22 protein-coding genes are annotated in these 19545 nt (G+C 49.1%); all 22 read left to right on the top strand.

Annotated features, from left to right (window positions below; genetic code table 11):
- Positions 1-21 precede the first annotated feature (21 nt).
- The 22 genes from ACZ481_RS11380 to ACZ481_RS11485 all read left to right on the top strand — a co-directional run bounded on the left by ACZ481_RS11380 (position 22) and on the right by ACZ481_RS11485 (position 19530).
- Positions 22-1872, top strand: coding sequence for a flagellar hook protein FlgE (locus ACZ481_RS11380; RefSeq protein ID WP_464770256.1), 1851 nt, complete (start codon positions 22-24; stop codon positions 1870-1872).
- Between the two features lie 75 nt (positions 1873-1947).
- Positions 1948-2142, top strand: a complete 195-nt coding sequence (locus ACZ481_RS11385) for a flagellar FlbD family protein (protein WP_464770257.1) — start codon at positions 1948-1950, stop codon at positions 2140-2142.
- Positions 2143-2202: 60 nt separating this feature from the next.
- Entirely contained in the window at positions 2203-2682 is a 480-nt protein-coding gene (locus ACZ481_RS11390) for a flagellar basal body-associated FliL family protein (protein ID WP_464770258.1), read from the top strand.
- An 81-nt stretch (positions 2683-2763) separates the two neighbouring features.
- Positions 2764-3768, top strand: coding sequence for a flagellar motor switch protein FliM (gene fliM / locus ACZ481_RS11395; RefSeq protein WP_464770259.1), 1005 nt, complete (start codon positions 2764-2766; stop codon positions 3766-3768).
- On the top strand, positions 3761-4891 hold the full coding sequence (gene fliY, locus ACZ481_RS11400; protein WP_464770616.1) for a flagellar motor switch phosphatase FliY: 1131 nt from the start codon (positions 3761-3763) through the stop codon (positions 4889-4891). The genes fliM and fliY overlap by 8 nt, the downstream gene beginning before the upstream one ends.
- Before the next feature lie 38 nt (positions 4892-4929).
- Positions 4930-5292 carry a response regulator gene (locus ACZ481_RS11405; protein WP_464770260.1) on the top strand — a complete coding sequence of 121 codons (363 nt, stop codon included), beginning with the start codon at positions 4930-4932 and terminating at the stop codon, positions 5290-5292.
- Between the two features lie 11 nt (positions 5293-5303).
- Positions 5304-5879 (top strand): flagellar biosynthetic protein FliO, encoded by a 576-nt coding sequence (gene fliO, locus ACZ481_RS11410; RefSeq protein ID WP_464770261.1) that lies wholly within the window; start codon positions 5304-5306, stop codon positions 5877-5879.
- A 49-nt stretch (positions 5880-5928) separates the two neighbouring features.
- A complete protein-coding gene (fliP, locus tag ACZ481_RS11415) occupies positions 5929-6663 on the top strand; it encodes a flagellar type III secretion system pore protein FliP (protein ID WP_464770617.1) in 735 nt (244 codons plus the stop codon).
- A gap of 13 nt (positions 6664-6676) precedes the next feature.
- A complete protein-coding gene (gene fliQ / locus ACZ481_RS11420) occupies positions 6677-6946 on the top strand; it encodes a flagellar biosynthesis protein FliQ (RefSeq protein WP_464770262.1) in 270 nt (89 codons plus the stop codon).
- Positions 6947-6994: 48 nt separating this feature from the next.
- Positions 6995-7780, top strand: a complete 786-nt coding sequence (gene fliR / locus ACZ481_RS11425; protein WP_464770263.1) for a flagellar biosynthetic protein FliR — start codon at positions 6995-6997, stop codon at positions 7778-7780.
- Complete coding sequence (gene flhB, locus ACZ481_RS11430; RefSeq protein ID WP_464770264.1) at positions 7728-8873, top strand: flagellar biosynthesis protein FlhB; 1146 nt, start codon at positions 7728-7730, stop codon at positions 8871-8873. Before fliR ends, flhB begins: the two co-directional genes overlap by 53 nt.
- An 18-nt stretch (positions 8874-8891) precedes the next feature.
- A complete protein-coding gene (gene flhA, locus ACZ481_RS11435; protein ID WP_464770265.1) occupies positions 8892-10958 on the top strand; it encodes a flagellar biosynthesis protein FlhA in 2067 nt (688 codons plus the stop codon).
- 30 nt (positions 10959-10988) lie between these two features.
- Positions 10989-12050: a flagellar biosynthesis protein FlhF gene (gene flhF / locus ACZ481_RS11440; RefSeq protein WP_464770266.1), complete on the top strand. Its 1062-nt coding sequence runs from the start codon at positions 10989-10991 to the stop codon at positions 12048-12050.
- A 34-nt stretch (positions 12051-12084) separates the two neighbouring features.
- A complete protein-coding gene (locus ACZ481_RS11445) occupies positions 12085-12936 on the top strand; it encodes a MinD/ParA family protein (protein ID WP_464770267.1) in 852 nt (283 codons plus the stop codon).
- 56 nt (positions 12937-12992) lie between these two features.
- Entirely contained in the window at positions 12993-13628 is a 636-nt protein-coding gene (locus tag ACZ481_RS11450; protein ID WP_464770618.1) for a flagellar brake protein, read from the top strand.
- 23 nt (positions 13629-13651) lie between these two features.
- On the top strand, positions 13652-14695 hold the full coding sequence (locus tag ACZ481_RS11455; protein WP_464770268.1) for a protein-glutamate methylesterase/protein-glutamine glutaminase: 1044 nt from the start codon (positions 13652-13654) through the stop codon (positions 14693-14695).
- 27 nt (positions 14696-14722) lie between these two features.
- Positions 14723-16792 carry a chemotaxis protein CheW gene (locus ACZ481_RS11460; RefSeq protein WP_464770269.1) on the top strand — a complete coding sequence of 690 codons (2070 nt, stop codon included), beginning with the start codon at positions 14723-14725 and terminating at the stop codon, positions 16790-16792.
- 15 nt (positions 16793-16807) lie between these two features.
- Entirely contained in the window at positions 16808-17272 is a 465-nt protein-coding gene (locus ACZ481_RS11465) for a chemotaxis protein CheW (protein WP_464770270.1), read from the top strand.
- 33 nt (positions 17273-17305) lie between these two features.
- A complete protein-coding gene (locus ACZ481_RS11470; RefSeq protein WP_144350115.1) occupies positions 17306-17926 on the top strand; it encodes a chemotaxis protein CheC in 621 nt (206 codons plus the stop codon).
- Positions 17926-18411, top strand: coding sequence for a chemotaxis protein CheD (locus ACZ481_RS11475; RefSeq protein WP_464770271.1), 486 nt, complete (start codon positions 17926-17928; stop codon positions 18409-18411). Before ACZ481_RS11470 ends, ACZ481_RS11475 begins: the two co-directional genes overlap by 1 nt.
- Before the next feature lie 17 nt (positions 18412-18428).
- On the top strand, positions 18429-18749 hold the full coding sequence (locus ACZ481_RS11480) for a hypothetical protein (protein WP_464770272.1): 321 nt from the start codon (positions 18429-18431) through the stop codon (positions 18747-18749).
- A 19-nt stretch (positions 18750-18768) separates the two neighbouring features.
- A complete protein-coding gene (locus ACZ481_RS11485) occupies positions 18769-19530 on the top strand; it encodes a FliA/WhiG family RNA polymerase sigma factor (RefSeq protein WP_464770273.1) in 762 nt (253 codons plus the stop codon).
- Positions 19531-19545 lie beyond the last annotated feature (15 nt).

Here is a 19545-nt window from a genome sequence, read left to right on the forward strand (position 1 = left end):
ATTGGGAGGTTTTGATTTACTATGATGCGTTCATTGTTTGCCGGTGTATCCGGTCTGAAAAACCATCAGACCCGCATGGATGTAATCGGCAATAATATTGCCAACGTGAATACCGTCGGCTTTAAAGCCAGCCGGGTAACGTTTCAGGATATGTTAAGCCAGACCATCAAGGGGGCTTCGTCGGCCACCGCCAACCGAGGCGGCACCAACCCGCTGCAGATTGGGATGGGCATGAGCCTGGCCAGTATTGATACCATCTTTACCGACGGCAGCCCGCAGCCAACCGGCAAGCAAACCGATTTGTCCATCTCCGGCCAGGGGTTTTTCGTGTTGAGTGACGGCCAGAGCCAGGTATATACCCGGGCCGGCGCCTTTGATTTCGACACGGCCGGCAATTTTATCGTGCCCGGCACCGGCTATAAGGTCATGGGCTGGAAAGCCGATGCCAGCGGGGTCATTGACAGCAAGCAGGATGCCGCCGCCATCCAGATCCCGGTGGGTGCCTCCATGCCCGCCCAGGTATCCAGCAAAATAATCTATACCAATAACTTGTCGGCCGGCGCCAAAGCGATCGGCACACCGGCTGAGCAGGCGGCTGCCGATGCGGCCAAAGTGGCTGCTGATGCGGCTAAGGTCATCGCCGACAATAATAAAACCGCTGCCGATGCGGCCAAAACCGCTGCCGACACGGCCAAAACCACTGCCGATGCCGCCAAGGCTGCTATCGATGCGGCTAAACTCGCGATGGCGGCTGCGAAAAAAGAGGCAGATGATTTAGCAGCAGGAGTTGCCGGCGCTACACCAACCTCTGTTCAAAATGCTGTAGTCGCCGCTGTAAGCGCTGCTGCATTGGCAGTAACGGCAGCATCACCGGCAACATTAAGTTTAGCGACAGCGGCAAAAAATGATGCCGATGCATTGAAAACGGTAACTGACGATCTGGTTGCGGGTACCGCTGACGAAACGGCTGTAGCGGCAGCGGCCGCTACAGCCGATGCTTCTATGACAAGTGCGGCAATGCTTGCCGCCAGTGAAGCGAGTGACGCTGCGATTAACGCCACCACGGCGGCCACGGCTGCAACGGCAGCGGCGGCAGCGGCTACTGCAGCGGCCACTGCCGCCACCAATGCCGCCCAGGCTGTGTTGGATGCCTATGGCACTTCTTCCGCTGTCCCAACCTCCATTACTGTATATGACGTACAGGGGAATCCCTATAGTGTAAAAGGTACTTTTATGAAGACTGGTGAAAATACCTGGAGCTTTACACCTAATGGCACAGTTGTTGATGACTCAGGGGTAATTGTTGGTAATATTACAGCCACACCCTCCACTATCAGGTTCAATGCCGACGGCACCTATGATCAGACCAGCACCATCAACACAATGACCATCGACCCTGCCGGCGGGCCTTATGCCGGGGCCGGGGCTTTCACGATAACGCCTGATTTTTCCGCTCTGACCCAGTACGGGGGGGAATCGACAGCCAAGGCCACCGGCAAGGACGGGTATGCCGCCGGCACCCTGAACTCGGTGACCATCAATCAGGCCGGCGTGATTGTCGGCACCTTTACCAATGGTGAACAACAGACGCTGGCCCAGGTGGCGCTGGCGGTATTTAATAATCCCGGCGGTCTCAATAAGGCGGGCGACAGCATGTTCTCCCAGTCCAACAATTCGGGCGAGCCCCAGATCGGCTCCAGTGAAACCGGCGGCCGGGGCAAATTCACCCCCGGGTCGCTGGAGATGTCTAATGTTGACCTGGCGCAGGAGTTCAGCGAGATGATTGTTACCCAGCGTGGTTTCCAGGCCAATTCCAAGATTATTACTACATCTGATGAAATGCTGCAGGAATTAGCCAACCTCAAACGCTAGGAAGTGTAAGGCAGCGGGGGGGAGCACCTCCCCTATGCTGCCTATTTTTGAGAATAATAATTAGGGGGGACAGGTGTGATAAAGGTAACCAAATTAAAATCCCAGGGCTGCGACTTTGTGGTTAATGCCGAGCTGATTGAGACAATTGAAGAAACTCCGGATACAGTGATAACCCTGACCAGCGGCAAGAAGCTGATTGTGGAAGAGGCAATGGATGAAATTGTCCGCAAGGTCATGGAGTATCGCCGGTCTTTATTCAGAAACCGCTAGGGCGAGTGTAACAGTAATATCTGCTGTGATGGATAAATACGCTGTAATGGAGGTGTGCCAGTGGCTGAAGAGGAAAAACCAAAAAAGATGTCGATGTCGGTTATTATCATACTGATTGTGGTTGGCTTGATTTTGGCCGGTGGTATTTCGTATTTGATTGCCACCAGGGTGGTGGCTGACAAAACAACAGAGAAAGCGGTTGCGCAGCGTGCGCCCGGACAGTTTATCAAACTGGGCGACGCGAAAGAAGGCCTGATTCTCAATATTGGCGGCGTCAACAGCGGCCGCTACCTTAAGATTGGCCTGATTGTGGAATTGAGACCTGATAAGAATGCGGCCCCGAAGGAAGGCAAACTGCCTTCACCGGAAGAGATTAGGATATTAGACACGGCTGTCTATGTCTTACGATCGCAAAAAATCGAAGATTTTGATCCGCTTAAGCAAGATCAATTAAAAGAGCTGTTAAAAAATGAAATTAACAAGACCCTGGGCGAAGATCGGGTTTATGATATCTATATAACCAATTTTGTTTTACAGTAGATTCATAACAATAATTTTAGTATAATAAAAATACCTATCAGGTAAATTATATTCCTTTTTGATGCGAAAGGAGGGGAGCGATTGGCAGGGCCAGATGTTTTGTCGCAAAGCGAAATTGATGAACTACTGTCAGCTTTGTCTACCGGTGTTGTAACGGCAGAGGAAATAAAAACCGAGCAAAGGCAGCGCAAGATCAAAAGTTACGATTTTAAGCGCCCGGATAAGTTCTCTAAGGATCAAATACGCACGCTCTATATGTTGCATGAAAACTTTGCCCGGCTGATTAATACTTATCTTTCGGCCCATTTGCGGACACTGATTCACATTGATGTTGCCTCTGTAGACCAGCTGACATATGAAGAATTTATCCGTTCCATGTCGAATCCCAGCGTTATCAGTATCTTTCAGATGCGCCCGCTTAAGGGAAATGCCATTTTAGAGATAAACCCCAGCATTGTGCTTGCCATTATCGACAGGTTATTTGGCGGACCCGGTCTGCCGCCAGCCAAGCCGCGTTCCTTAACTGATATTGAAGAGGCGATTATCCGGCGCGTAATTAATAAGGCGATGGAGAGCATGCAGGAGGCCTGGAAACAGGTTGTCGCCGTTGAACCCCGCATGGAGGCGCTGGAGACTAACCCCCAGTTTACTCAGATTGTGCCGCCTAATGATATGGTGGTGCTTATCACGCTCCAGGCGAAAATCGGTCAGGCCGAAGGGTTGATGAATATTTGCATACCCTATCTGGTGCTTGAACCCATTATGGCTAAGCTGACTACCAGCTTTTGGGTCGCGGCCTCGGCCGCCAGGCAGGCGTCGCCGGAATCGATCAGCGTTTTACAGCGGAAGCTGGAAAAAACCCTGATCCCTGTGATTGTTGAGCTTGGGCGGGCTACTGTTACCGTGCACGAATTGTTGGATTTAGGTGTTGGTGATGTGCTGCAGCTGGAAGCGAAAGCGGAGAGTGAACTAAGTGTAATTATCGGCAACCGGGAGAAGTTCAAATGCAAGCCCGGGATCGTTGGTCATAAAAATGCGGTACAAATTACGCAAGTAATTTCCCAAGGAGATGATAATGATGAGTGACGGATTTCTGTCCCAGGAAGAAATAGACGCATTGCTACGAGGCGAACCAGTCGCAGCCTCGCCATCTCCGGCTGGGGCTGATTTGTCAGATATGGAAAAAGACGCGTTAGGTGAGATTGGCAATATCTCAATGGGTACGGCCGCAACTACGCTGTCTGTGCTGTTAGGCCGACGGGTGTCAATTACTACGCCCAAGGTATCGATCTCAAATCTGAATGAAATAAAACGTCAGTATCCGCTGCCGTACCTGGTGATTGAGGTTGGCTATACCCATGGCCTGCTGGGGACTAATATCCTGGCCATGCGCGAGCAGGATGCCCTGATCATTGCTGATTTAATGATGGGGGGAGACGGCTCCAACCCGCCGTCTGAGCTGAATGAGCTGTATATGAGTGCTGTCAGCGAATCAATGAATCAAATGATGGGCTCAACGGCAACCTCTATATCCACTATTTTTAAAAAGAAAGTGGATATAGCGCCCCCCAAGGTTAATCTGCTGGATTTTGCCTTAGACCCTAATGTTACTACGATTATGTCCGGCGATGAAGCGCTGGTGCGTGTGTCTTTCCGGATGGAAGTGGAAGACCTGATCGACAGTGAGCTGATGCAGATCATGCCGCTTAATGTTGCCAAAGAAATGGTGGAAAACCTGATGAATGCCGTGCAGGCCGCCGCGGCGCCGCCGTCACCGCCGGCTGCGTCTCCTCAACCGGCCACGCCTTCGCAACCGGCCGCTCCTCCGCCGGCAGCGGCGCCAGTGTACTCTCAACCGGCACCGCAGCCCAAGCCGCAGCTGGCTGCGAATGTTGCTGTGCAGCCGGTTCAGTTTGCCCCGTTGAAACCGGCCGGGATGTCTGCTACTGACACAAATATCAATCTTATTATGGACGTACCGTTGCAGGTTACTGTTGAACTGGGACGAACCCGCAAACTAATCCGTGACATTCTGGAATTGACGCCCGGTTCAGTTATCGAGCTTGACAAACTTGCCGGTGAGCCTGTGGATATTCTGGTTAATGGCAAACTCATTGCCAAGGGCGAAGTTGTCGTCATTGACGAAAACTTCGGTGTGAGGATCACCGATATTGTCAGTCCCCTGGAACGGGCTCATAATCTTCAATAACAACCTGAATTTATTTGAGATAGGAGAGGTAAGCGAACATGGCGATTAGAGTGTTAGTTGTCGATGATGCTGCATTTATGAGGATGATGATCAAAGACATTTTATCTAAAAACGGTTACGATATCGTCGGGGAAGCCGAGAACGGGATTAAAGCCGTGGAAAAATATCAGGAGCTTAAACCTGATTTGACGACTATGGATATAACGATGCCCGAAATGGATGGCATCACAGCCGTAAAAGAGATTAAAAAGGTTGACCCGGCGGCAAAAGTTATTATGTGCAGCGCAATGGGGCAACAGGCCATGGTTATTGAAGCCATTCAATCGGGAGCACGGGACTTTATTGTAAAGCCGTTCCAGCCTGACCGTGTTCTGGAAGCAGTGCGCAAGGCAGTCGGTTAGCAGGCCTTTTCATGGGTAAATATAGCCGTTGCTTTCGCTGTACCCTTATCCTTTGCTGCCTTGTGCTGCTGTTTGCGAATTGCGGGCTGGCCGCTGGCGAAGCGCCTGAGTATCTTACCTATCAGGAACCGCAGCCGCCAGCGACTTCCTGGTTTGCAGCCACCGGTTATGTTTTTTCCCTATTGGTGACCTTTCTCTTAGTGCTTGGTCTCGCCTATTTCACATCCCGTTTCTTAGGGCAGAAAATGAATGGTCCTGCCGGGCTTAATCAGGGGAAAATTCATGCAACCCTTGCTTTAGGCCCCAATCGTGCTGTTTATGTGGTGGAGATAGCCGGTAAGTACATGGTATTAGGCGTTACCGACCAGAGTATTTCCCTGCTCCGGGAAATTACTTCCCCGGAGGATATTGCGCAGCTTACAGCCCAGGCCGGCGCTGCTGTACCGGCTGAGCCGTTCGCCAATGTTTTCCAGCGCCAGCTGCTTGTACTAAAGCAATTGAATAAGAAATTTCCCGCTGTTTTTGGTTTGGACACTCAGGAAATAAACGAGAAGGAGCATGAGAACCTTAGAGGAAGAGGTAAATAGAGTGTCACATTATACTAACTATTTTAAAGCCTGGAGCAAGTATGTTTGCCTGTTGGCTGTTGTTTTACCCGTTTGTTGGCCGGCAGTAGCCGTGGCAGCGCCCTTAATCCCTATTCCTAATCTTACGGTTGGGGTGGAACAAGCCACAACTCCCCAGGAAACGGCTCTCAGCCTGCAGATTCTGCTGACCTTAACCGTGCTGGCCCTTGCCCCGTCTATCCTGGTGCTGATGACCTCTTTCACCAGAATCATTGTGGTTTTGTCATTTTTGCGCAGCGCCATGGGGACTCAGCAAATGCCGCCTAATCAAATCCTGATTGGACTGGCCTTATTCCTAACCTTTTTTACCATGTCACCTTATTTTGCCCAGGTAAATACAGGCGCCTTACAGCCGATGCTGGCTGGGACGATGGATCAGGAAACCGCCCTCGCGGAGGCAATAAAGCCGATGCGGGAGTTTATGTTCAAGCAGACCCGGGAGAATGATCTGGCCTTATTTGTCAATTTATCAGAAATGCCGCGCCCCAGTTCACCGGAGGATGTTCCCACCTCAGTGGTTATTCCGGCTTTTGTTATCAGTGAACTAAAAACAGCCTTTCAGATTGGGTTTTTAATCTATATTCCCTTTATTGTTATTGACATGGTAGTGGCCAGCACCCTTATGGCCATGGGTATGATGATGGTGCCGCCGATCATGATATCACTGCCGTTTAAAATCTTATTATTTATTTTAGTCGATGGCTGGCATTTAATTGTCCGGTCACTGGTTACCAGTTTTAACTGAAGGGGGAACGCTTATGTCGGGCGATATGGCCATCCAGATTGGGCGCGATGCGTTAACTATGGTCATGCTGGTCGCATCCCCCATGCTGGGTCTGGGTCTGTTAGTCGGTATTCTGGTCAGTGTCTTTCAGGCAACGACACAAATCCAGGAACAGTCACTGGCCTTTATTCCCAAAATCATTGCCGTTTTTGTTGCCATTTTGGTTTTTGGACCATGGATGCTTAGCCTGGTAGTCGGTTATGCGCGGGAGATTTTTTTAAGTATTCCCAGTATCATACGTTAGCTAAAAGGGGGCCGGTGCACTTCAGCATAGATAGGTGGTCGAAAGCATTTGGATTTATTTGCATTATTACAAGAACGGCTGGGGCTGTTTCTCCTGATTTTTGCGCGCATCAGCGGCATATTTTCTGCAGCGCCGATATTTGGGGCCCGCAATGTGCCGCTAACAGTAAAAGCCGGGTTGGCATTAATCATTTCGTCTATTCTGCTGCCGCTCCTAATGCGACCGGAGTTTACTGCTCCTGAAGCTTTTTTGCCCTATGTGGGCTTGGTAACCGGCGAATTTTTGATCGGCTTAATCCTGGGATTTGCCTGCTCTTTTATTTTCTATGGCATACAGATGGCCGGTTCGCTGTTAGATACTCAGATTGGCTTTGGGATGGTCAATGTGCTGGACCCTCAGTTTGGACAACAGGTCCCCCTGATTGGCAATTTCAAGTATATTTTAGCTTTACTGGTATTTTTAGCGACAAATGGACATCATCTTTTTCTTGCCGCTTTATTTCAAAGCTTTCGGCTGATACCGGTAAGTTTTGGGGTTTTCCGGCCGGAGATAGCTGATATTGCCGTCGATATGGTGGCCGGGGCTTTTGTTATTGCCCTTAAAATTAGCCTGCCGGTACTGGTATCCCTGCTGCTGACCGATGTAGCCCTGGGGATTCTGGCCCGTACTATGCCGCAAATGAATATTTTCGTTGTTGGTGTGCCGGGCAAGATTATTGTCGGCATTTTTGTACTATCTTTGGCACTACCGTTTTATATTGGCTTTTTGGAGGTCGTCTTCAATGGCACTTTTCGAGATATTTATCGCCTCCTGGCTGTCTTTGCCCCGGCTTAAACGGCCCCGGCCCAAACTGGGCACTTTTGATTTACAGTTATTTAATGGCGAAAAAACCGAGGAAGCTACCCCTAAGCGGAAAGAAGAGTCTAAAAAGAAGGGGCAGGTAGCCAAAAGCAGCGATATGAGTGCTGTGTTTGTCATGATGTCTGCTTTCTTTGCCCTGAATTTGCTGGCAACCGGTATGTATACCGAGTTAGCCGGCTGCATGACAGGATTTTTTTCGAGTTTGACAACAACAGATTTTACGATTCAGTCTGTTCACATATTATTTCTGGGTCTTAGCCTTGTTTTTTTAAAAACGGTTGTACCGGTACTTTTAGTCATCTTGATTATCTCAGTCGCTGTTAACTATATGCAGGTCGGGTTTATTTTTTCCACTGAGGTGTTAATGCCCAACTTCAGTAAAATCAACCCTTTATCCGGTTTTCAGCGCCTGTTTTCCAAACGGTCGCTGGTCGAGCTGCTGAAAGCCCTGTTCAAGGTGGCAATCATCGGGTATTTTATCTACCGGTTTGCGGTTGTCCAGACGGCAGATATTCCGAAATTGATAAATATGGAGCTGATTGACGCCCTTAAGCTGGCCGGCTCACTTATCATTGATTTAGCCTTCCAGATTATAGGTGTTATGATGGTATTGGCGGCTTTTGACTATTCTTATCAATGGTGGGAACATAACCAAAACCTGAAAATGTCCAAGCAGGAAGTCAAAGAAGAATTTAAACAAACGGAGGGCAACCCCCAGATTAAAGGCAAAATCAAGGAAAAGCAACGGGCTATAGCGATGCGGCGCATGATGCAGGAAATACCTAAGGCCGATGTTGTGGTCACTAACCCGACCCATTTGGCCATCGCCTTAAAATATGACAAAAATATGGCGGCCCCGGTAGTTGTTGCCAAGGGTCAGGATTTTTTGGCTGAACGCATCAAGCAGATAGCCCGGGACAACAAAGTGGCCGTGGTGGAGAATAAACCCTTGGCCCGGGCCCTTTATCCTGTTGTCGAGGTGGGCAATGCGATTCCGCCTGAGTTATATCAGGCGGTGGCCGAAGTGTTAGCTTATGTATATCGGTTAAAAAAACGCCTTTCCTAATATAAGGAGCGATTGATAATGGCTGCTCAACAATCCACGCTGTTTGCGGGTCTGGAAAAATACAGTGATATTATGGTATCGGTAGCCATCATTACCATTGTGGTCATGATGATTATTCCCCTGCCGACCCTGCTGCTCGACCTGCTGTTAACACTAAACATCACCCTGGCTTTAATCATCGTCATGGTAGCTATCTATAATGTAGAGCCACTGGAGTTTTCCGTATTTCCCTCGCTCCTGTTAATCACAACCCTGTTCCGGCTGGCGCTTAATGTGTCTTCAACCCGGCTTATTCTGCTGGATGGTCATGCCGGTGAGGTGATTGCCGCTTTTGGCAACTTTGTCGTGGGCGGCAACCCGGTAGTGGGCTTTATTGTGTTCGTCATTTTAATTATCATTCAGTTTATTGTCATCACTAAGGGCGCTGAGCGGGTCGCGGAGGTTGCGGCCCGGTTTACCCTTGACGCCATGCCTGGCAAACAAATGAGTATCGACGCCGATCTTAACGCCGGACTTATCAGTGACAAGGAGGCCCGCGACCGCCGAAAAAATATTCAGCGGGAAGCGGATTTCTACGGGGCTATGGACGGGGCCAGCAAATTTGTTAAAGGGGACGCCATCGCCGCCATTGTTATTATTATTATTAATATTGTCGGTGGCTTCATTATCGGTATGGTACAGCGGGATATGGATGTTTTGCATGCGCTGCAGACCTATACATTGTTAACCGTTGGTGAGGGGCTGGTTAACCAGATCCCGGCCCTGTTAATATCCACTGCCACCGGCATTGTTGTCACCCGGGCCGCTTCGGAGGCTAATTTGGGCAAAGATCTAACCCGGCAAATTATTAATAATCCCCGGGTATTCTTTATCGCCGCCGGGGTTTTGGGATTACTGGGCCTGATTCCCGGCCTGCCGGGAATTCCGTTCTTTTCTCTGAGCCTGATTACCGGCGCCATCGGTTATGCCCTGATCAGGACCCAGCGGACTGAGGTGCAAAAGGAAATGTCCCAGCAGGAAGAGAAAGAAAAAGAGGAAGTAAGAAAGCCGGAAAATATCATTTCTTTGCTGCAGGTTGACCCGATGGAGCTGGAAATTGGCTATAGCCTGATTCCTTTAGTGGATGTCAGTCAAGGCGGCGATTTGCTGGACCGGGTGGTCATGATTCGCCGCCAGTGCGCTTTGGAGCTAGGCCTAATTGTGCCCACAATCCGCATACGTGACAATATTCAGCTTAAACCCAACATCTATGTGATAAAATTAAAAGGCATCGAGATTGCCAGGGGCGAGCTAATGCTTGATCATTTCCTGGCGATGGATTCGGGGGCTGCTTTTGAGCCGGTGCCGGGAATTGAAACGGTTGAACCCGCATTTGGCTTACCGGCTTTGTGGATTCAGGAATCCTACCGCGAGCAGGCTGAGCTTGCCGGTTATACGGTCGTTGATCCGGTTTCCGTGCTGGCGACCCACCTTACGGAAATTATCAAGTCCTATGCGGCCGAGATATTGGGCCGCCAGGAAGTACAAACATTAATTGAATCAGTTAAACAGAACAATGCGGCGGTTGTTGATGAATTGACACCCAATCTCTTATCCCTGGGTGAGATTCAAAAAGTGCTTGCCAATTTATTGCGGGAGAAAGTCTCTATCCGTGATTTGGTAACGATCTTTGAAACCCTGGCCGATTATGCTCAATTGTCGAAAGACACAGAGCTGCTGACCGAATATGTCCGGCACGGCCTGGCCCGGCAGATATCCAAGCAATATGTAAACAATAATATTTTAACCTGCCTGACTGTTGATCCCCAGCTGGAAAACACGATTATCAACTCGGTGCAGCGGACTGAGCAGGGGTCCTATGTGGCCCTGGAGCCGCAAACGGCGCAAGCCCTGATTACGGCCCTTACGAATGAACTGCCGAAGCTTACCAATATGGGCTATCAGCCGGTGGTGCTCACAAGCCCCGGGGCTAGATTATATTTTCGCAAATTAACAGAACGAGTGGCGCCTAATCTAACGATTTTATCATATGCTGAATTAAATCCAAAAATCGAGGTGCAGGCGCTGGGGATGGTGAAGTTGTAGTTGAAGGTCAAATTATTTACCGCACACAATATGGCTGAAGCGATGGTTCAAGTCAAGCAGGACCTGGGCCGGGATGCGGTGATTCTGCATACCCGCCGTTTTCGGAGAGGTGGCATTCTGGGTTTTTTTGGTAAAGAAATGGTAGAAGTCATGGCAGCTTTGGATTCGCCGGCAGCAGCCCCTCTCCCTGGGAAAAAAATCCAGACCGCCACGCCGCCGCCTGCGGCTGACACGCAGATTACCGCTCTGCAGCTGGAAATGTCCACTATGCGCAAGCTGATGGAGCAAATGTTGTGCCAGATACCAAAAACAGGGGACAGTGCATCGCCATTGCTGGACTTATTAATAAAAAATGACATCGAACCGCTTATTGCCGCCAATTTGGTAAAAGGGCTGCCTGATGAGCGGGCGATCGCCGGCAGCGAGCAGGATATTGTCCGGAAACTGTTAATTGACCGGATTATTAATTGCCTGCAAAAAACAGACGGCATTACAGTCTCGGCCACAAGCTGCAAAGCAGTGGCTTTGATTGGTCCGACCGGCGTTGGCAAAACGACGACAATTGCCAAACTGGCGGCAAACTTTGCCTTAAAGGAAGGGTATAAGGTCGCCTTAATCACAGCCGACACGTACCGTATTGCCGCTGTTGAGCAATTAAAAATTTATGGCGATATTATCGGTATTCCGATCGACATTGTGTATTCACCGGATGAGCTTAAAACCGCCCTCTACCGCCACCGCGACAAGAATCTGGTCTTAATTGATACCGCCGGCCGCAGTCCCAGCAATCACTACCAGCTGGCTGAACTGCAAGCCCTGTTAGCCGTTGATCCTGGTATTGAGACACACCTGGTGTTAAGTACCGCCACCAAATATAAAGATGCATTGGAGATAGTAAATAAGTTTTCTGTTTGTTCACCGCAGAAGTTTTTATTCACCAAGGTTGATGAAGCCAGTAATATAGGCACAATCATTAACCTGTTATACCATTTCCCCACAACCGTATCTTATATGACTACCGGGCAAAGTGTTCCTGATGATATCGAGTTGGCCAGTTCTGCTAAATTAGCAAATATGATTTTGAGGGATTAAAGTGATGAGTGATCAAGCCGAGAGATTACGTCAAATGACACAACATTCTTCGATCCCGAAAAGTCCTGTTATCAAACAAGGACCGAAGAGCCGGGTAATTACCGTTACCAGTGGCAAAGGTGGTGTGGGCAAAACCAACTTTACTGTAAATCTGGCCCTGGCTTTAGCGGCGCTGGGGCAAAAGGTCCTGGTGATTGATGCTGATTTTGGGATGGCGAATGTGGAGGTCGTTCTGGGGTGCTCCTCCTCTTACAATGTATTGCACTTACTGGAGGACGGACTCAGTCTTACTGATGTTGTCACCGAAGGGCCGCGGGGCATAAAATTTATGGCCGGCGGTTCAGGGATGTACCATTTGGCCAATATGAGTGATACTCATTTGCAGCATATTGTGTCCCAAATCTCTTTGTTTGACAACTGGGCTGACATTGTCCTGATTGACACCGGTGCCGGTCTTAGCCGGAATGTTTTAAATTTTGTTATCGCTGCCGATGAGGTTATTATTATTACGACCCCGGAGCCGACGGCAATTACCGATGCCTATGCGATGATGAAGGCCTACGGGGCGCAAAAGGGGATAGCACCGCTGCGGCTGGTTGTTAATCGTATTCTGGATCTTGATGAAGGACAGATGGTTGTTGATAAGTTAATGCGCGTATCGCAGCGATTTCTGCAGGTATCGGTCAACAACCTCGGCTATGTGTATGAGGACCGCAATATGGTTAAGGCCGTTAAAAACCAAGTGCCGCTGGTGCTTACTTTTCCTGATTCCATCTCATCCCGGTGCATTGCCAGTATTGCCCAGCGTTTGCTGTATGGCGAAGCCCCTCAACGCCCACGGGGCATGAAAGGATTTTTTCGTAAGTTTTTAGAATTTATAGGGTAGTTCCTCAAAATGAGGAGGAGGTTCCAATTAGTATCAAAACGGAAGAAATTTTTAAAATTAATCAGCGGATTGAGTTGTTTATACCTGGCCGCAGCGGGCTCGTCGAGCAATATCGCAGCCGGATCGAGGATATCCATGCCGATAATATGGTGATTGCGATGCCGATGGCTAAAAGCCTGCCAGTGCTGCTGCCGCGCGGGGAAGTGTTTTTTGGCCGGGTGGTGGCGAATTTTGCCGCTTTTGAATTCACCAGTTCGCTTATTGCCAAACAGATGCATCCGCTGCCTGTATGGATTATTGCTGTTCCTTACAATATTAAAAAAATACAACAAAGAGCTTTTGTCAGGGTCGATGCGGCTTTACCTGTGCTGATTACCGAGATGATTGACGGCCAGGAAAGCGAAAGCGCAAACATCAGTGCCGTTACCAAGGATATCAGCGGCGGCGGCCTGCAAATAGCCACCAGCCATCTATGGCCTATCGGCACTGAATTAATGGTACATGTCGATTTTCCCGGGGCCGGGCCGGTTGTGCTGAGAAGCAAGGTGATGAGAATACAGCAGCCCCAGCCTGACCGATCCATGTTTTGGATAGGAATCAAGTTTCTCGAAATTAATGAAAAAGACCGGGGCAATATTATTAAATTTATCTTTAAAAAGCAGCTTGAGCAGCGCCGCAAAGGCTTAGAGTGACTTTAGGTGGGTGGTGAGGTTTATTGATAAAGGTACTGGTTGTTGATGACTCAGTATTTATGCGCAAGCTGTTGAGTGATTTATTTGCCGGCGAACCGGATTTTACCGTTGTCGATACTGCCAAGAACGGTAAAGAGGCGATTGAGAAAGTAAAACGTCTTAAACCGGACTTAATTACGATGGATGTTGAGATGCCGGTTATGGACGGTATTACGGCCTTACAGTCTGTTATGAAAGAATGGCCGACCCCGGTGGTTATGATCAGCAGCCTGACAAAAACCGGCGCTGAAGCTACGCTGCAGGCCCTGGAGTTAGGTGCAGTCGAGTTTGTAGCCAAAACGGCCGGCCCCATTTCCAATATAACAGGCATTAGGGCTGAGATATTGAGCAAATGCCGGGCCGCGGTGAAGGTTAATATGGCTCAACTCACGCAACTGCCGCTGCTGACCGCCGGTGCCTTCGCCCGGGTTCCCTTAACCACAGGTGCAACCGGCGGCGAACGCATTGTTGCGATCGGCACATCCACTGGCGGGCCGCGGGCTCTGCAGGAGGTTATCACCAAACTGCCAGGCGATATTCCCTGCGGAGTTGTTGTTGTTCAGCATATGCCGCCGGGCTTTACCCGGTCATTGGCTGAACGCCTGAATTCATTGTCGGCTGTTACTGTGAAAGAGGCCGAGCAAAATGATATGATTCGTCCGGGACTGGTGCTGATTGCGCCGGGAGATTATCATATGCAGGTAGAGCGGGAAGGCGGGAAAGCTGTTGTTAAACTGAATCAAAGCCCCCCGCTTGGCGGGCACCGGCCGGCCGTAGACCCGTTGATGGAATCAGTGGCCCGTATTTTCGGCAGCAAGGCAATTGGTGTTATTTTAACCGGTATGGGCCATGACGGCGCGAAAGGCATCCAGGCGATCAAGCGTCAGAACGGTCAGACTATCGCCGAAGATCAATCAACGGCAGTCGTGTTTGGCATGCCGAAAGCGGCGATTGAATTGGGTGTAGTTGACAGAATAACGCCTATCACTGGTGTAACCGCTGAAATTCTTAAAGCTTTAACCAAGTAATGTAAATGAAATACGGGGGTGTAACAGATGGACATCAGTCAATATATGGGGATGTTTTTAGAAGAGTCGCGTGAGCACCTGCAGACACTAAATAATTGCTTGCTTGATCTCGAAAATGATCCGGGAAGTCTAGCCGTGCTTGACGAAATATTTAGAAGTGCCCATACCATAAAAGGCATGTCTGCCACTATGGGCTTTACAACGATCGCCGAGCTTACCCATGAGATGGAGAATGTGCTTGATTTGCTGCGCAAAGGGACAGTACCGGCCAATGACGACGTTACCGATACTCTGTTCAAATGCGTGGACACACTGGAACAGCTAGTGGAGAATGTTGCTTCCAACTCAGATAAGCCAATTGAGATCAAAACCCTTATTGCCAAGCTGACCGCCATCGCCAAAGGCGATTTTTCCGCAGCACCCAAACAACAGGCAACCCCGTCCGGGACCGAATTGCCGGCAGCAGAGCCCGCCGCCGCAGAACCGATAAAATTTGACGATACAGAGTTGAATGTCGTTAAGGCAGCAAAAAAACAGGGCATGGAGTGCTATGATGTCCAGATTGAACTAAGGGAAGGCTGCCTGCTCAAATCCGCCAGGGCGTATATGGTTATGAATGCTTTAGAGGAACTGGGTGAAGTCATTAAAAGCATTCCCGCTGTTGAAGATTTGGAAAGAGAGAATTTTGATTACAGCTTTCAGGTTGTTATGGTGACCGGGGTGGACGCGGAAAGAATCGAGCAGGCCGTAACCGGTGTTTCCGAGGTGGAGAAGGTCAGTGTTGCCTCATCCGTCATTGGGGCCAACAAAGAAAAGCCAGAGAGTGCCGGTTTACAACCGGAAAACATGCTAACAAGCAAAACGGAGAAAAAAACGGTGAAGGACCGGATGGAAAAGCCGGCAGTTAACGATGGCAACGGTAATGTGGCCGATAAAAAACTCAAAAGCGGCCAATCCGTCCGGGTCGATATTGACAAGCTGGATAGCCTGCTTAATCTTGTCGGTGAGCTGGTCATCAATAAAACCAGGCTGGAGCAAATCGGCATAACCCACCGCCTGACCGAGCTTGTGGAAACAATTGAGCAAATGGACCGGGTTACCACTGATCTGCAGGCCGTAGTCATGAAAGTCAGGATGGTCCCGGTTGGCCAGGTGTTCAACCGATTTCCCCGGATGGTCAGGGATTTATCGCGTGAATTGAATAAAGAGGTCAATCTCATCATTCAGGGGGAAGAAACAGAACTGGACCGCACGGTTATTGATGAAATCGGTGATCCCTTAGTCCATCTGCTACGCAACTCAATTGACCATGGCATTGAGCATCCGGCTGAACGACAGGCTAAAGGCAAAAACCCGGTCGGCGAAATCAGGCTGATTGCCCGCCATGAAGGCAATAATGTTATCATTATGGTCGAGGATGACGGCAAAGGCATTAATGCAGATATTATTAAACAGAAAGCGCTGGAAAAAAATCTCATTACCCAGGCTGAAGCCGATAAAATGGAGCAGTCAGAGGCCGTCCGCCTGGTATTTTTACCAGGGTTCTCCACCGCCGACACGGTTACCGATGTTTCGGGCCGCGGGGTAGGGATGGATGCCGTTAAAACCAAGATTGAATCTTTAGGCGGTATGGTGGATGTTGAGACCAAGATTAATGAAGGCAGCAAATTTAAGATTCGCCTGCCCCTGACGCTGGCTATTATTCAGGCCTTATTGGTTAAAGTATGTGACGAGATTTATGCGATTCCCCTCGGGGCCATTGATAGTACGATTAACATTACCCCGGAAAATATAAAAACAATTCAGAGCCAGGAGGTTATCCTGCTCAGAGGGCAAATTATTCCGATTGTGCGGCTGGCCAATGTCCTTAACTCGCCTGATACCTGCACTCATAATCAGGATGAATTATTTGTCGTCATCGTCCATATGGGCGAGAACCGGGCCGGGATTATTGTGGACACACTCATTGGCCAGCAGGAAATAGTCATCAAATCGATGGGGAAATTGCTGGCCGGCATTAAAGTAATTGCCGGGGCTACCATTTTAGGCAATGGCCAGGTAGCTCTTATCCTGGATGTCGGTGCTTTAAAGCAATAGCGGGAGGGGAAAAAGATGTCTGAAGTAACATATTCCGGCCATGAGGTACAACTGGTCGTATTTAAGCTGGGACGCGAAGAGTATGGCGTCAGCATTCTGCAGGTCCAGGAAATTAAGCGGATGACCGATATAACCCGGGTGCCCCATTCACCCGAGTATATAAAAGGCGTAATTAATTTGCGCGGCAGCGTGTTGCCGGTTATTGACCTCAAGAAAAGGTTGAATCTGCCGCCGATGGAGTATACCGATGATACCCGCATTATTATTGTCAAGGTTGAGGATGTCATCATTGGTATGATTGTTGATGCTGTATCAGAAGTGACGACGATTGATCAAATGAGCATTGAACCGCCGCAAACAGTGGTGGGCGGCATCGCTGCCGACTATTTAAACGGTGTGGGCAAAATGGAAGACCGGTTGTTAATCTTGTTAAACGTGGAAGCAATTATCGGGATCGGCCAGGAAGTTAAAGCTGGTTAATAGTTAGTTATTGATGTTAAAGGGGTGGAGAGATTGTCTGAGGATATACTAAAACTTTCACCATTGCAGTTAGATGCACTGCGGGAGATTGGCAATGTTGGCGCCGGCAATGCAGCAACCGCCTTATCTCAGCTCATTAATCAAAAAATTGATATGACAGTGCCTGAGGTGTCGATTTTGCCTTTGGGTGAAGTGCCTGAGGTTGTAGGCGGCCCTGATGCAATGGTTGCCGGTGTTTATCTTAGGGTTTTTGGCCCGGCGCCTGGCAGTATATTATTTCTCCTTCCCCGCGAAAGTGCTTTTTATCTGGTTGACATGCTGATGGGCCGCAACCAGGGTGAGACTCAGCTGCTAAATTCTATGGATGAATCGGCGTTAATGGAAATCGGCAATATTTTGGCAGGCGCCTATCTGAATGCTTTGTCCTATTTTACCAAGCTGACTTTACTGCCTTCCATTCCGGCGTTAGCCATTGATATGGCAGGAGCCATCTTAAGCGTCATTTTAATTCAGCTGGGGCAAATGGGAGACCACGCGCTGGTCATAGAGACTGAGTTCACTACTGATAATGATGGTGTGAAAGGCCACTTTTTCCTTATTCCTGACCCAGGCTCCCTCAATACAATCTTGACGGCAATCGGGGTGAAGGAATAATGGCTGAACTAATAAAAGTAGGCATGGCTGATTACAAGGTTGGGCGAAACCCTGACAGTTTAATCAGTTATGGCTTAGGGTCCTGTGTAGGCATTGCTTTATTTGATCCTACAGCCAAAGTTGGCGGTTTGGCACATATTATGCTGCCTGACAGCACGCAGGCCCGCTCGGCCGATAATCTGGCCAAGTTTGCCGACACGGCGCTGCCGGTAATGCTTAATGAAATCATTAAACTGGGCGGCCTCAAAGCGCGTATTATTGCCAAGATTGCCGGTGGCTCGCAGATGTTTACCTTTACTAATACCACGGACATCATGCGGGTCGGCGAGCGTAATGCCGAAGCAGTCCGGTCTGTGCTGAAAAAGCTGGAAATCAAGGTAATTGCCGAAGATACTGGAGGAAACTACGGTCGAACTGTCGAATTGAAATTAGACACCGGCGTCTTTCGGGTTAAAACAATTGACAAAGGTGAAAAACAATTATAGTTTTTGGAGGAAGGACTATGCCGCTAAATATACGGATTGGCTTATATCTGGCGCTGATTGCCGGCATGTTAACCATATTGGTTGGTGCTATGAGTGGGGTTACGCCAGTTGTTATTTTATACCGGACATTAGTATCTTTAGTCCTTTTTGCCGTATTGGGATATTGTTTGGCTCAATTTGCCGAACGTTACTTCCGGGATAAGCTTAGCCAGCCAGGAACCAAAGGCCACAATATTGATATAGTAAGTCCTGATGAGTATGGGGACGAGAACCCGGCGCCTGAATTTAAGCCCCTGAATCCTGAACAGCTTGAAAATATCACACTAACGCAAAAGTAGGATGGAGAGGTAAGCGCTAATGCCAGGTAATGACGCTGAACAGAAGGCTGCCAGCATACTCAAGCTTTGGCGGGACTATCATGCCAACCGGAATCAGGAGAGCCGGGAAAAGCTTATTGAAAATTATCTGCCACTGGTCAAACTGGTGGCGGGGCGGGTTGCCGTTAGTTTGCCCCAGCATGTAGATAAGGACGATTTAATCAGCAATGGTTTTTTTGGACTTATGGAGTCGATTGAACGGTTTGATCCTGACCGCGGGGTTAAATTCGAGACCTATGCCGTAGTACGTATCCGCGGGGCCATTTTGGATTCCCTCCGGGCTCAGGACTGGATACCGGCGACAATACGGCAAAAAGCCAGACAATATGAACAAACGGTGGCGAAACTGGAGCATGTACTCGGCCGTTCAGCCCAGGATGAAGAAATTGCCGGGGCCATGAAGATTTCCCTTAATGAACTCTACACGCTCATTAACCACTTGAATATAAGCACACTCATACCTTTGGAAGAGTTTGCCCGAACAGAGACAGCTTCCCAGCATACCCCCAATCCTTCCCAGCAGCTTGAGGAAGAAGAAGTACGGTTTATGCTGGCTAAAAGTATAGATAAATTGCCGGAGAAGGAACGTTTGGTTGTCAGTCTGTATTATTACAACGGTCTGACCTTAAAAGAAATCAGCCTAATATTAAAATTGTCCGAAGCGCGAATTTCGCAGCTCCATACGAAAGCTATCTTCAGGCTGCGCGGCGCTTTATCAAGATTAAAGTCAAGCCTGTTGTGAGTGAATTGGTTAAAG

Source organism: Sporomusa intestinalis (assembly GCF_055383785.1).